The organism is Paenibacillus sp. FSL H3-0457, assembly GCF_037981725.1.
Taxonomy (GTDB): Bacteria; Bacillota; Bacilli; order Paenibacillales; family Paenibacillaceae; genus Paenibacillus; species Paenibacillus amylolyticus.
Window position 1 is genome coordinate 715083 of sequence record NZ_CP150283.1, and the last position, 14231, is coordinate 729313.

The window sequence follows — 14231 nt, forward strand, 5'->3', positions numbered from 1 at the left end:
GCTCTTCGTATATACGTAGAGCCGTTTTTATATTTTTATGTAGATAAGTCTAACCAGACATTGACACTAGAACGGAGAGGACAGAAATAACCTGAAGAAGCGAAGCTACATCGGCAGGTTATTCTGTCATCGGAGTGCCAGTGTAAGCAGGTCTATGGAAGACAACAGTGAAGGGGAGAACGTTTTGACAGGAGCAATAGTAGGGATCATCATTGGAGTATGCTATTTCATTCTGGGGTTCATGGTGTTCAAAAAACCACCGAAAATGATTAACGGAATATATGGTTATCGGACCCCGCGTGCAATGAGTAATCCCGAGTTATGGGACGAAGCGCAAAGTTATAGCGCCAATCTGATGATGCAATTTGGTGTGATTATCACGATATTCGGCATTATCGGTTTCTGGCTTACAGATGTACGAGCTTTGGTTCTGAGTCTGGTTGCTACAGGATTTTATACGTTCAGATTGTTTACCAGAGTTGAAGGCCGGTTGAAGCAAATGCAGCGTGCACAACAGCAACAGAATGAGCAGAACGTTTAAGGTAAAATGAATGATAGTGTAGAGAGGAAGACTCGCGTGTGAAGCGGGTCTTTTTTTGTTGAAGATAGAGAATGGAAGTCGATGTTCAACTCGCTAAGACTTTATGTGTAAAATCTAACGTTGACGTTAACGTTAATATTATATATAATTATATACATAACATTATAGGCATATGGAAGAGGTGAAGGAATGAGTTTATATAAAATCGACGACGTAGCCAAGGAATGTGGTTTGACCAAGCGAACCATTCGGTATTATGAAGAGATTGGTGTCATGCCTTCACCTCAGCGGACAGATGGCGGGACGCGGTTGTACACTCGGGAGGATATCGATTATCTGAAAAAGGTGGTTCGCGCCAAAGAGGTACTTGGATTCTCCCTTCAGGAGTTACATACCTATGTGGCAACGGCAGATGCCTTGAACGAACAACGTTTTGACTACCAGCAGACGACCGAAGTAAGAGAACGGATCGAGAAGCTTACCGCGATGGAAACAACGCTGGATGGTCAGTTGCAACTGATTGAGCAGAAACTTCAGAGCATACATGCCGTACAGACTGAACTGGAAGAGCTGCGTGAACGCGTTCGGAGTGGTATTCAGAAGTTACAGGCACATGATCCGCAGGGTGATGAAGACGGCTAACCGAATTAGCATCTATTTTCAAATAAACAAAACTGTATACACATAATCGCTACATGGAGTGAGCACCATAGTACCTGTAGCGATCCTGTACAAACACCGGATGTTTCGGTGTCATTTGTGCCGTTTTGTTACCTCTAATTCTGAAAATGTATAGAATGTTTTCATTATTTTCACGGTCGTTTTCAAATATAAAGCTTAACCACATAAATTATTCACAGGAGGAATTACGTATGAAAAGAGAGCCATCATTACCGGACGAATTGCCGTCATCACGTGGGGGCCTGTTATCCCAGCCGCGAGCGGTATGGGCGGTTGCTTTTGCATGTATCATATCTTTTATGGGTCTGGGGCTGGTTGACCCGATCCTGCCCGCGATTGCAGATCAGCTGCATGCTTCGAAAAGCCAGGTGTCACTGCTATTTACCAGTTATAACGCTGTAACCGGGGTAGCGATGCTGATTACAGGTGTTGTATCCAGCCGGATTGGTGTGAAGTGGACGCTGCTCAGCGGTATATTGTTGATTATTATCTTCTCGTTCCTCGGCGGTACCTCAGACACGGTAGGTGCACTGGTTGGTTACCGTGGCGGTTGGGGACTGGGTAATGCCTTGTTCATCGCAACGGCGTTATCTGCCATTGTGGAACTGTCCACGTCGGGGACAGCCAAAGCGATTATTTTGTACGAAGCAGCGCTTGGTCTCGGGATTGCGGTTGGACCGCTGCTTGGTGGTGAGCTAGGTTCCATCTCTTGGCGTGGCCCGTTTTATGGGGTGGCTGTTCTGATGGCGATTGCCTTTATCAGCATTACATTTATGTTGCCCAAGATGGCCAAACCGAAAACACGCAGTTCTTTGTCCGATCCATTCAAAGCATTAAGTTATCCTTCATTGAAAACATTGGCGATTACCGCCTTCCTGTATAACTTTGGTTTCTTTACCTTGATGGCTTATTCACCATATGTCATGAATCTGGATGAGCACGGCCTGGGTTATGTATTCTTTGGCTGGGGACTGATGCTGGCGATTACGTCTGTATTCGTGGCACCAAGATTACAACGCCGATTCGGATCGGTTCCGTCCATGAGTGTCATGCTTACATTGTTCGCGATTGATCTGGTTGTTATGGCAGTAGGTACGGTGATGGGTTCACCAACTACCGTTATTGTGGCGGTCATTGTAGCGGGGATTTTCCTTGGAATTAACAACACATTGATTACAACGGCTGTTATGGAAGCTGCACCTGTGGAGCGTTCTGTTGCTTCTGCTGCATACAGCTTCGTTCGTTTCCTGGGTGGTGCACTTGCTCCATGGCTTGCAGGTAAATTGTCCGAGTGGTTCCTACCGGAAACGCCGTTTTATTTTGGTGCATTAATGGTTCTGGTTGGTGTCGTGGTATTGCTGGTGCGCCGTCATCATCTGCGGGATATCGATTCCGCCATTACATCTCACTAATTCACAGGAGGAATTGCAATGCTGAAACGTATATTGGTTGCTGTAGATGGTTCGGATCATGCGCATAAAGCTTTGGAGCAAGCATTGATTCTGGCTGAAGATATGAAACAACCCCCAAGTCTGTTGATCGTGCATGTTAATCCGGCTATCTCTATCAATGAACCTGCATTGGGTGTTGATCTGGAAGCTCGGATTGCCGAAGAAGGGCAACATATTATAGAACCGGTGACTAATCAGTTGTCCGGGCGTGAGGTTGCGTATGAAACGCTGCTGATTGCAGGTGATCCCGTTAATGAGATCTGCCGTGTGGCGCGTGAACGAGATTGTGGAATGATCGTGATGGGTACCGGCGGGAAAGGCATGCTCGCAGAGATGATCGTGGGCAGTGTCAGTCATGGCGTGTTAAAACATGCAGAATGCCCCGTCCTGACAGTTAAATAGGTTGTGAAATCCCTTATAATGCAATAGCTCAAGATCGCCACAGTGGCTCATCAGGTACGTTACAAGCTATGATTGCCGAATACCGTAGTGGGTTGATGGCACGGAAATAGTGTATAAATAGATTAAGTTCAATAGGTTCTAAAAGGATGGAGGATGCAGCATATGAAAAAACAACATCTGTTTATCGGTGGCAAACTGACCGAATCCGTAGATTATAAAACACTTCAAGCACCATACTCCGGGGAAACGCTCGCAGAAGTCTCGTCGGCTTCAGCCGAGGAAGCGGAGGCTGCTATTGCAGCTGCCGTTCAGGCTGGGAAGGCAATGCGCCAGATGCCTGCACATCAGCGTGCAGATATTCTGTACAAGTTGTCCTCCATGCTCGAAGAACGCAAGGAAGAAGCAGCGCGAATCATAGCGCTTGAAGCGGCGAAGCCGATTACCGCAGCGCTGGCCGAGGTTGACCGGACGGTGGAAACGTATCGTTTTGCCGCTGAGGAAGCCAAGCGACTGACCGGAGAGACGGTTCCGATGGATGCAGCCAAAGGTGGAGAAGGACGTATCGGTTATACGATGCGGCAACCTCTAGGTGTCATCGGTGCGATTACACCGTTTAATTTTCCAATGAATCTGGTAGCCCACAAGGTAGGTCCAGCGCTGGCAGCGGGCAATACGATTGTTCTCAAACCTGCGGAGCAGACGCCTCTGTCTTCCTATTACATCGCTAATCTGCTTCAGGAAGCCGGATTGCCGGATGGTGCACTGAACGTGGTGAGCGGTGATGGCAAAACGATTGGTGATGTGCTTGTGGAGCACCCCCGTGTTGCTCACATTACGTTTACAGGCAGTCCAGCGGTAGGGACGAGCATTCGTAGCAAAGCAGGACTCAAACGCGTGACACTGGAGCTAGGGTCGAATGCAGCGGTGATTGTGGATAAGGACGCAGACCTGGATAAAGTGGTTCCTCGCTGTGTGACGGGAGCTTTCACGTATCAGGGACAGGTATGTATCTCGCTACAGCGAATCTACGTACATCGTGACATCTCGGAAGAATTCATCCGGCGTTTCGCTGAAGCGGCTAAACAAGTGGTGGTCGGAGACCCGCTGAGCCCGGATACGGTGGTCTCTGCGCTGATTACCTCCAAGGATGTACAGCGTACACTCGACTGGATTGAAGAAGCCAAACAGGCCGGGGCTGAAGTGGCAGCAGGCGGTCAAGCTGAAGGAGGCATTCTGCGTCCAACGGTACTGATTAACGTTCCGCGTGATGCGAAGGTATCCTGTCAGGAAGTGTTTGCACCCATCGTTGTGATCAATACGGTAGATTCCGTTGAAGAGGGTATTGAACATGTTAACGATTCGATATACGGGCTTCAGGCAGGCGTATTTACAAACGATATCCATACCGCCCTCCATGCTGTCGATCAGATTGAAGCAGGCGGAGTTATGATTAATGATATTCCGACGTTCCGAGTGGATCACATGCCCTATGGTGGGGTGAAACAGAGTGGTATCGGACGTGAAGGTGTAAAATATGCTGTAGAGGAAATGACGGAATTGAAATTTGTTATGTTTAACAAAGGGTGATTATCTTCCATTATTTTACTCAATATACCGTATGCCAATGAAAACATAACCACACACTCCTGTGCCAGAATAATGGCACAGGTTTTTTTATATGAAGATCATGGAAAAAGTTTTCAAAAATACATGCGGATTCTTCGCCGACTGCGGGTTCACATCTGATGAGACGGGTATAACATAGTTAACATACCGCAACATAACTGACCAAACGCCGCTCATATCACTGAAGCATGATGTACCCATCCAGAGCACGAGCGGAATGAAGCGGTACAGCATTGCCGAAAGTCTTATATTCTCTCATTATTCAAATAAAATGCAGTATGAATTAAGCCTGAACTCTGGAGTTGCAGGACAGGCAGGAGGTGTATTCAAATGGCATATTCCATGGTTGACGTATCGGGAATGTCAGGCGTAAGTCTGAACGAGCTGAGCCAGTATGCGGAGACAGGTCTTCTGAATCCGGCATTTGGGGATGTAGATGAGGACATCTATTATGAAAAGCAGGAATTGTTGAGACTCCAGCAAATCCTTTTCTGTAAGGAAGTAGGTATGAAGGAGAATGAGATTGGACCGTTGCTCCGGGATAATCCTCAGGATGTCATACGCATCATGAAGCAGCATCGCATTGATATTCTGGAGAAGGCATTGCGTCTGCATGGATTGATTCAGACACTGGACAAAACGATCTCTCATTTGCAAGGTGAACAGGAAATTGATGAACATGATCTTTATATCGGTTTTGTAAATAAGGGGCGTCACCAGTTGCTGAATGAATCGGGTTCTGAAGCTGTAGTCACTAATGATATGAACCATGTGCAGACAGACGGTGCTCAGAGGTCCGACATCCAATCTTCCAATTCATCCACATTACCTGAAAATCAGGAGTTGAAGTCAAAAGAAGATTATCTGGATTCCCAAGCGAAAATTGATCAAGTTCATCTGGACTTGCAACAGGCCATTGAGGACGGATTGGAGCCCGGTAGTGCAAAAGTACAACAGATTATTGGCAGGCATCTTGAATGGATCAAAGGTTATTATACACCCACCGCTGAGATCTATCGGGATTTGGCCAATCTGTATGTAGAGCATAAAAATTTCCGTCAGATGTATGATGGTTACCACCCAAGGCTGGCTGAATTCCTGCGTGATGGGATGATGGTTAAAGCGGAACATGATTTATCCTAGATGCATAAAGTAACATGGGCGAGCAAGAACATGGGTGTGAATCATAATGGATAACAAAGAGCGCAGACCTCTGAGAGGACTGCGCTCTTTGTTATTACGGGTTCTTCATCATCGTGTGTGATGAGACTCCGATCACCTTATTCATCATTTCCTAAAGGGGTATGGTTGCCTCCAACTGCTCTGTGAGCAGGCTTACGGCTTTCTCCAGGAAGACGCGGTCTTCGTCGTCAAAACGGTTTTTGATCGGGCTGTCGATATCCAGCACCCCGTAAAGTTCGCCGTTTTTGATAATCGGTACGACGATCTCGCTGTTCGATGCTGCATCGCAGGCAATGTGGCCTGGGAAGGCATGAACATCATCAACGACCATGGTACGTTTTTCGGCAGCAGATGTGCCGCATACACCACGTCCCAATGGAATTCGGATACAGGCAGGCAGTCCTTGGAATGGCCCAAGGACCAGTTCTTTTCCATCATACAGATAGAAGCCGACCCAATTGGTGTCGGTCATAAATACATTGAGCAGCGCAGCAGCGTTGGCCAGATTGGCAATCGCACTAGGTTCATCGCGGATCAGAGCACTTAACTGTCCCAGGACGGCGGTGTGCTGCTCACTTCGTGTTCCTTCATAGGAAACAGCTTGAAACATGGTAAATCACCCTCCCGAGCAAAATGGTACTTATTTTCAAGATAGTGCAGAGGATGCGGTTAGTCAAGCGGAGGATTTCGGAAAGGGAAGGGAATACCTGAAGAATCCTCCTGTTTCTCAGCTTCTTACGTGGGGTAATTACTTAGCAACCACGGAGGGCTATAACCCGGGAAGGAGCTTGGCTTATGCATGCAGAGGTACAGAATCTTTTTGTACGGATTCATCTACTACATTTCGCGCAAAATCAGGATTTGAACGTTAGCGAGGCACTGCCCCTATTGGAAGAACGGGGATATCGCGTTGGAGAGCGGGAGATCAAGCAGGAGCTTGAACACCTGACACAGGAGAACTTCCTGACCGCCCACGGGGACCAATGGAGCCTGACCGGGACTGGCATCGAAGAATTCAAGGAAATCACGGCTGTGTTTGGCCGGGTTAGCGATGAATTACTGGGAAAGGGCAAGAAAACGTCCAAAGCTTAAAATTCATTAGGACAAGCCATGATTCCGTAATTCACTCAAACTTGAATTGTTCCATACGTACAACAAGACCGGGAGCGAAATTGGCCCGGTTTTTTGACGTGTGTGCATGACTGAACAGTTGCCATTCGGCGCAGGTTATGATTAGATGACTAGTGAATATTATGGTCTGCGGAGATAGATCGGATCGGAGTGTCTTTATATGTATAAATGCAAAGGAAGAATTCCCGAAATGGAGACTGCGCGGCTTCGTCTGCGTAAAATGCGTCGGCGGGATGCGGCCCAGATGTTCGCATGCTGGTCAGATCGCGAGGTGACCCGTTACATGAATCTTGCACCCATGATTGGGACAAGCGAAGCGGCGGACATGATTGGACTGCTCAACCAAATGGCAGGGGAAGAGGATGCGATCCGGTGGGGGATCGAACTCAAAGAAACAGGCAAGCTCATCGGCAGCTGTGGATTCAATACATGGCAGCTTGAAGGCGCATTCCGGGGTGAGATCGGTTATGAGCTGGGACGTGATTATTGGCGCCATGGTTATATGACGGAGGCTTTCTCGGCGTTGCTGCCCTTTGGGTATGAGACCATGGGTCTTAATCGAATTGAAGCGCTGGTTGATCCGCGTAATCTGGCGTCTGGCGAGTTCCTGACGAACCGCGGCTTCACGCGTGAAGGATTGCTGCGACAGGTGCAACATACGTCCACCGGATATAAGGATATGGTGATGTATTCCATGTTGTATGATGAGTTCCTTCGTAAGAAAGGTAAATAAAAGAGACAATATATGATTTTTTTTAAATACACGTAAACGAAGAAACAGAACAAAGCTGGAGAAGCGAAGCGTTCGCCTTTAAAGCTTTCTGAAAGAAAGCTACATCGGAAGCATACGCTATCACCGGATTTCTCCTTTAGAGAGGAGAAGAAAAAATCTGGGGATAACAGCGATCGGAAGCTTGTGCTGGTTCGTAGTAGAGGTGTAAATTAACCGTACCAATTATATAGAGAATGAAGAGAGAAGGGTTTGTGTGAATGCAACTGGAGGTTTGAAGCGCAGTTTCATCTTGACGGGGCTGTTGCTCGCGACATTTCTGTCAGCGATTGAAGGCACCGTAATTGGTCCGGCAGGGCCGACCATTGTCAGTGAGCTGGGGAGTGTACAGCTGCTGAGCTGGATTTTCACCGCATACCTGTTGACGATGGCTGTGAGTACGCCCATTTTCGGTAAAATCAGTGACTTGTATGGACGAAAGCCTGTATTTCTGATTGGCTGTGCGTTATTTTTACTGGGTTCACTCTTGTGCTGTCTGTCGCAGAACATGGAGCAATTGATTATTTTCCGTGCTATTCAAGGGATTGGTGCGGGTGCGGTAGTTCCTGTTACATTTACGATTATTGGGGACATCTACGCGATTGAAGAACGTGGCAAAATCCAGGGATGGATTAGCTCCGTGTGGGGCATTTCCTCTCTGGCGGGACCGCTGCTTGGCGGTTATTTTGTAGATAATCTCGGCTGGCAGTGGATCTTTGGTTTTAATGTGCCGTTTGGTCTGCTCGCGATGTGGTTTGTATTTCGTTATCTGAAGGAAGATATCTCTCCACGTACGGCCAAGATTGATTATGTCGGTGCACTGACCTTCACTGTGGGCATTACCGCATTGTTATTTGTCCTGTCGGCGGGTGGGCAGTATTATGCCTGGAGTTCTCCGTTGATTGTTGTGCTGAGTGTGGTCGCCGCTCTGTTTATCATTTTATTTTTCGTGGTGGAAAAAAGAGCTCAGGCTCCAATGGTTCCACTACATCTGTTCCGAATTCGGGACATCCGTGTGGCGAATATCGCTGGACTGCTGACCAGTACTTTGATGATCGGCCTGACCAGTTATTTGCCGCTCTGGGTGCAGGGGGTTCGGGGAGGTAATGCGACGGAATCCGGGCTGTTGCTCGCACCGATGTCGGTGGGTTGGCTCATTGGTAGTGTGATGGCAGGCCGTCTGTTAATGAAAATTGGATCACGTATGACCGCATTGATTGGGTTAACCGGTATTGCGATTGGATCGGGTGGACTCTTTCTGGTTGGCGGGACATCCCCGCAGGCTGTGCTCTTTATATTGACCTTTATTTATGGTCTCGGCTTCGGATTTGCGTTTACGATCTTCACCATTATTGCGCAGTCGTCTGTAGGGTATAAGGAACGTGGTTCCTCTACGGCACTGCATACGTTCATGCGTACGTTGGGACAGACGATTGGTGCAGCGGCTTTTGGCACGTGGTTGAACTATCGGATCTCTACGTTATCTAGTGAACAGAATCTGGCGGAGGCGGGAATTTCGGAAAATGATCTGAACGAGCTTCTCGCACCACATACGGATGCAGCACTATCGGATGATAAATGGGCGCTGCTGCGTAACGTTCTGGAAGGAAGCTTGCATTCCCTGTTTGTCATTATGTTTGTCATTGCACTGGTCTCGTGGGTAACGACGCTGGCTTTACGCAAACGTTTAATTGTACCCGAAGATGCAGATGCTCCAACGCAGCCACTAGGCTCAAAGTAAAAAGAAGATATATATACAAAAAACATATGAAAAACCGGATTCGCCGATGTCAGGCAAATCCGGTTATTTTTGTTGATGGCACATGTGCATTGGACTAGAGTACATCTTCAAACTCAGGCAAGTGATATGTTGGGGGTGTCTGGGGCAAAAGCATTTTGAAGTACAGGCTGGCTGATCCTGGTGAATCGTCCAGACGAATTTCTAAGGAACTGAGGACGTCTTATTTGACCTTCTGCTCCTCTTTCTCAATTGTAAGGAACATGAGACAACTTATTTCACGAAATCACCTGAAAAACACGTTGTAAACGGCTGTTTATTCTAAGATATCGTGTGTCAGATTCCTTAAAATGCTGCGAGCGCTTCAAACCCCTGAATAAAACGTCACAGGTTCGTTAGCGTTAGCGCTCCATATCTGCTCCAGTACATTCTGTTACGCTCCGGCTTTCGGCAGGTTTGAAGATACGCTCTAGCTGCTTGCTGATAAACGGTCTGCAGAATGTGCAAGCCTTCCCAAGAGTTCGGACAGCAATTCCTTGTCTTCCTCACTTAGTCCACTTACCGCCCGATCAATCTTCAACGCATAGCCTGGATAGATGTCATCCATGGTGCGCTGTCCTTCTTCGGTCAGTTCCACAAAGATGATACGTCTGTCTTGCGGACAATGTTTGCGGTGTAACAATCCTTTCTGCTCCAGCTTGTCGATCACATAGGTCACATTACCACTTTGCAGCAGAAGTTGTGCGCCAACCTGTTGAATCGGCTGAGCTCCTTTCATATATAACACTTCGAGCACCCCGTATGCGGTGGGGTTGAAGCCATGCACTTTGCTTCCGGATACAGCGTGTTCATTCACGCTCTTGAATGTCTGGGCCAAGGTGCGGTACAGATGAAGTGAACGTTCGGTTCCGATTTCTTGTAATTCCAGCATGCTGATCCCGCCTTTTCAGATTAGTTTATAAGTTGAAATGATAAAGTTACAACCTACCACTACGAGGACAGAACAACCTTCCAATCACTGTTATCCCCAGATTTTTTGAAATATTCTTCAAAGGTAAAATCCGGTGATAGCGTATGCTTCCGATGGAGCTTTCTTTCAGAAAGCTTTTAGGTGAAAGCTTCGCTTTTTCAGGTTATTTCTGTCCTCTCCGTTATGCTGTTCATGTAAAAGGTAATTTCAACTTATATGAGTTGGTTAGTTATGTTTGACGATTCAGGTTGTCGCCATGGTTTAATTGTAAACTTCTATTTCTACGAAAAACATGCGATATGTCACAAGATTTGCATTTTTAGCATTTAAAATTTGATCATTCATCATGCTGAAAAATCATCCTTCAGATGTCGCTTTTTCTCCGCCTCTGGCAGGAGGTCGAGTCAAGGGTTGCTCTATATAATGAGTTCATACTATAAATTGGAAGATAATGGAGGAGAAGAAGGATGGCAAGTGATTTAACGTTTGAAGGACAACGACCGCTGAAGAATAACCGATCTTTTGTAACATTGATGGTGGCACAGGGCATTTCCAATCTGGGTGATTGGCTGCATCTACTCGCAATTCTGACCCTCGTGGGTATCCGCTGGAATGCAACGCCATGGGAGATTACATTTGTCACACTTTCCGCAGCACTACCCATTCTGTTGACAGGGCCATTCGCAGGCACACTTGCAGATCGCCTGAACCGAAAATGGCTGATGATTGTAGCTGATGGTGCACGGATTATCATCGTGGGTGCGTTAATTTTTGCTGACCAGATCTGGCACGTCTACATACTGCTTGTCCTCAAATCCCTGTTTGATGTAATCTTCTCTCCGGCCAAAAACGGAAAGCTGAAGGAAATTGTACCTCGCGAACAGCTTGCCCAAGCTGTATCCATCAGCTCGGTGATCGAACAGATGTCCAAAATTATTGGTCCAGCGCTTGGCGGACTTTTGGTAGCCGCCTTTGGAATTACCTGGTGTTTTGTTCTCGATTCAGCGTCTTTTCTGATCTCCGGCATCATTTTATTGTGGATTCCTGGAACTCGGGTGATCCAAACCGCAATTCATAACGTAACAGAAGTAGAGGAAGAGCCAGCTGGGGATGTTCGCAACCGCTCAAAAGGATCTTTTTGGAAAGAAACACTGGAGGGTATCCGCATGCTTGCATCTCTCCCTCATGTAGGAACGTCTCTGATTTTGCTTGCTTCAGCCATACTTTTTCTGCAATTTGCCGATTCACAGACTGTGGTGTTATTCAGACAACTTCCCGGAATTTCAACTGATCTGCTGGGATGGTGCGTGGCAGCAAGTGGCGCAGGTACATTAATTGCAGCGATGAGTGTACGGAAGTGGAAGCATGCAGGGCATGTTTTGAAAATGGGTCTGGGTACCACACTCATGGGTCTGGTTATCGGCGGAGCCGGAGTTATTGTTGGGATTTGGCCGCACGCCGGGCTAGGTGCCAATCTGTTGTTAGTATCCCTCTTTGCCCTGGCAGGTGTCGGAATTGGGTTTGCAATTGTCCCCTTTCAGATCCTGTTGCAGGAACAGACACCTGAGGCGATGACAGGCAGGGTATTTGGAACGGTAGGCAGCGTGATGACAGCCAGTAATATTATGGGCCCGGTGGTAGGCGGATTTATGGTCACCTCATTTGGTGTAGTGCCGGCTTTTGTCTGTTCAGGCATTTTGCTGACCCTGCTTGGGTTGATTTATTTGATGAAACGTAGCGGGGAAAAAGCCGATCTGAATGGCTCCATTGCAGCCAAGACCATGATTGCAGGTGACTGAAAACAGGCCGGATCTGCTCAGGTTAGAACAGTTAAAATGAAGATTTGAATTTACTTCAAATTTTAAGTTTATGATCGGAAAGCGTTTGAGTAAACGCCTTCACGTTTAATGAGGAACAGGCAGAAATCCCTGTATTCTAATTATTCCTAGGGGAAAACTCATATGAATTGTCCCACCAACGCATTAGCTGAAAGGGGGTGAAGCAACTTGAATGTAAAGTTACCAAAATCGATTGTGCGTCTTGGAAGCATACCACTGGCAATACTTGCCGGGACTTTGATGCTGGGGTTTGGATCGTCACATGTATACGCAGACGAGGCTCAGGTATCTTCTGAAAAACCTTCCAGCGGATTGTCGCTCAGTTTGTTTTCACGTGATTCGGATGGCGGGTTGAACCTGACTCCGTCGGTATCGGTATCCACACCACTACTGGATGTTGAAGTTCCATCGATCAAAGCGAATGAATCGACAGGTAAGCTGAGTGTATCTGAGCTGAAAGTAGATACACCGCTTGGATCGGCCGGAACATCAGAGATTGGGATTGATGCGAAGAAGGGAACCGTCGAACTGCCGTCTGTACAGGCGGATACACCGGTGATCAAAGCCGATGTATCAAGCAGTCAGGTGAACCTGAACGATGGTACAGCTTCCTTGCCTGGCGTTACCGCAGAGGTACCGGAGGTTATCAAAGCAGAGACGTCTGCTGTGAAAACAGACCTTCGGCAGGGTAAGGTTGAATTGCCTTCCGTGAAGGTGGATGTACCTGAAGTTACTTCCGTCAATATCTCCTCATCCCGTGTGGATCTGAGTAAGGGAAATGTCCAGCTGCCATCTGTGAAAGCAGAAGTTCCAGTTGTAGACGTATCCGCTGAGCTCAATCCTGATCAGGAAAAGGTGGAGATTCCAAGTGTGAAGCCGGAACCGCCTGTAATCACTCCGGAAAAGCCGACGCTCGTCAAAACACCGAATGTTGAAACTTCCAATACGAGTGCACTCGCAGATCCTGTTTCACCACAGAACAACGAGGAAGGACAGGACGCAGTACAGGTTACGGGCAAAGTGGTGGAGGTCACCACGGAACCAGAAGTACGTCCAGAACAACCTGCTGTCCCGCAGGCATTATCTGTGGAAGGAACCGATCTGACGCAGGATTCGGATGTTAATGCAGGTTTGCCAGGTAACGAGTTATTCCTCGTAGATGAGACATCTGCTGACCCAGCTGTCACTGAACAAGTGCAGAGTAACCAGGAAGCCGATCTGAAACCAGATGATGATGATGCAACATCTCCATTGCAACCTCGCACAGAACGACCAACCAGTTGGTCTGTTGCAGTAACTTCTCCCGGAGCAGCTAATGCTTCCGCAGGGACAAGCTCCGGTTCGTCCGGTGTAACTGGAGGTGGAGCAACCGCTCCAGCCGCTGCACTTCCGGGAGCAACAACGGGTCTGGTTACGCCAGATTACGATTTTGCTTTCCGAATGGAACGGCTCGATGGGTTCAGTCAATGGTCACAGGCACCACCTGGGCGGCCGCCGCAATATACCTCTTTCTCATAGGCAACAATGGCGTTAATTCAACCAAAATTGAGAAGGAGTGTATAATCATGAAAAAAGTGAATCGTTGGGTAAAATTGTCGGTATTGTCGGGTACGTTGGTAGCTGGATTGCTGGGAGCTTCGCAGGCAACTTACGCAGATAGCTATAGCAATAACAGCAGTGGCAATCTGGATCTAAATGCAGGTTTGCGCCTGGAACTGGGATCTCTTCTGTCAGGACACCGTGACACAGGTTACGGAAACCATGGTAGCTACGGAGGTTCATCCAGTGCAACTGGAGCATTGAATTTGGATCTTGGCCTTAATGCCGGCTTATCCTCATAGAGCATAAACCGATACAATGATCGTTCTTCCAATCACACTGCTGAGCGTAACAGTTCTGGCA

14 protein-coding genes are annotated in these 14231 nt (G+C 47.5%); 12 read left to right on the forward strand and 2 right to left on the reverse strand.

Annotated elements, in window-relative coordinates:
- The first annotated feature begins 184 nt into the window (after positions 1-184).
- The 6 genes from MHH25_RS03320 to MHH25_RS03345 all read left to right on the forward strand — a co-directional run bounded on the left by MHH25_RS03320 (position 185) and on the right by MHH25_RS03345 (position 5844).
- Entirely contained in the window at positions 185-541 is a 357-nt protein-coding gene (locus MHH25_RS03320; protein ID WP_339181680.1) for an SdpI family protein, read from the forward strand.
- Positions 542-730: 189 nt separating this feature from the next.
- On the forward strand, positions 731-1183 hold the full coding sequence (locus MHH25_RS03325) for a MerR family transcriptional regulator (RefSeq protein ID WP_101315043.1): 453 nt from the start codon (positions 731-733) through the stop codon (positions 1181-1183).
- A 230-nt stretch (positions 1184-1413) separates the two neighbouring features.
- Positions 1414-2634: an MFS transporter gene (locus tag MHH25_RS03330; RefSeq protein ID WP_340019155.1), complete on the forward strand. Its 1221-nt coding sequence runs from the start codon at positions 1414-1416 to the stop codon at positions 2632-2634.
- An 18-nt stretch (positions 2635-2652) separates the two neighbouring features.
- Positions 2653-3075 (forward strand): universal stress protein, encoded by a 423-nt coding sequence (locus MHH25_RS03335; protein ID WP_340019156.1) that lies wholly within the window; start codon positions 2653-2655, stop codon positions 3073-3075.
- A 162-nt stretch (positions 3076-3237) separates the two neighbouring features.
- Positions 3238-4662: an aldehyde dehydrogenase family protein gene (locus MHH25_RS03340; RefSeq protein ID WP_340019157.1), complete on the forward strand. Its 1425-nt coding sequence runs from the start codon at positions 3238-3240 to the stop codon at positions 4660-4662.
- 369 nt (positions 4663-5031) lie between these two features.
- Entirely contained in the window at positions 5032-5844 is an 813-nt protein-coding gene (locus tag MHH25_RS03345; RefSeq protein WP_340019158.1) for a TipAS antibiotic-recognition domain-containing protein, read from the forward strand.
- Between the two features lie 151 nt (positions 5845-5995).
- On the opposite strand, the gene MHH25_RS03350 is transcribed toward MHH25_RS03345, so the two are convergent.
- Positions 5996-6493 carry a GAF domain-containing protein gene (locus MHH25_RS03350; protein ID WP_076320214.1) on the reverse strand — a complete coding sequence of 166 codons (498 nt, stop codon included), beginning with the start codon at positions 6491-6493 and terminating at the stop codon, positions 5996-5998.
- 185 nt (positions 6494-6678) lie between these two features.
- Between MHH25_RS03350 and MHH25_RS03355 the strand changes: the two genes are divergently transcribed.
- From MHH25_RS03355 to MHH25_RS03365, 3 genes are all read left to right on the forward strand, one after another.
- Positions 6679-6975: a hypothetical protein gene (locus MHH25_RS03355; protein ID WP_076254765.1), complete on the forward strand. Its 297-nt coding sequence runs from the start codon at positions 6679-6681 to the stop codon at positions 6973-6975.
- Positions 6976-7174: 199 nt separating this feature from the next.
- Positions 7175-7747, forward strand: a complete 573-nt coding sequence (locus tag MHH25_RS03360) for a GNAT family protein (RefSeq protein ID WP_076254763.1) — start codon at positions 7175-7177, stop codon at positions 7745-7747.
- A 271-nt stretch (positions 7748-8018) separates the two neighbouring features.
- A complete protein-coding gene (locus tag MHH25_RS03365; protein WP_340020440.1) occupies positions 8019-9524 on the forward strand; it encodes an MDR family MFS transporter in 1506 nt (501 codons plus the stop codon).
- Between the two features lie 466 nt (positions 9525-9990).
- Here MHH25_RS03365 and MHH25_RS03370 read toward each other — a convergent pair whose 3' ends face one another.
- Positions 9991-10452, reverse strand: a complete 462-nt coding sequence (locus MHH25_RS03370) for a MarR family transcriptional regulator (protein WP_017690799.1) — start codon at positions 10450-10452, stop codon at positions 9991-9993.
- Positions 10453-10958: 506 nt separating this feature from the next.
- Between MHH25_RS03370 and MHH25_RS03375 the strand changes: the two genes are divergently transcribed.
- The 3 genes from MHH25_RS03375 (at position 10959) to MHH25_RS03385 (ending at position 14170) form a co-directional block, all read left to right on the forward strand.
- Positions 10959-12290, forward strand: coding sequence for an MFS transporter (locus MHH25_RS03375; protein WP_340019159.1), 1332 nt, complete (start codon positions 10959-10961; stop codon positions 12288-12290).
- 207 nt (positions 12291-12497) lie between these two features.
- The gene (locus tag MHH25_RS03380; protein ID WP_340019160.1) at positions 12498-13847 is read left to right on the forward strand and encodes a hypothetical protein; all 1350 of its coding nucleotides are present in this window, start codon (positions 12498-12500) and stop codon (positions 13845-13847) included.
- 47 nt (positions 13848-13894) lie between these two features.
- The gene (locus MHH25_RS03385; protein ID WP_340019161.1) at positions 13895-14170 is read left to right on the forward strand and encodes a hypothetical protein; all 276 of its coding nucleotides are present in this window, start codon (positions 13895-13897) and stop codon (positions 14168-14170) included.
- The last annotated feature ends 61 nt before the right edge of the window (positions 14171-14231 follow it).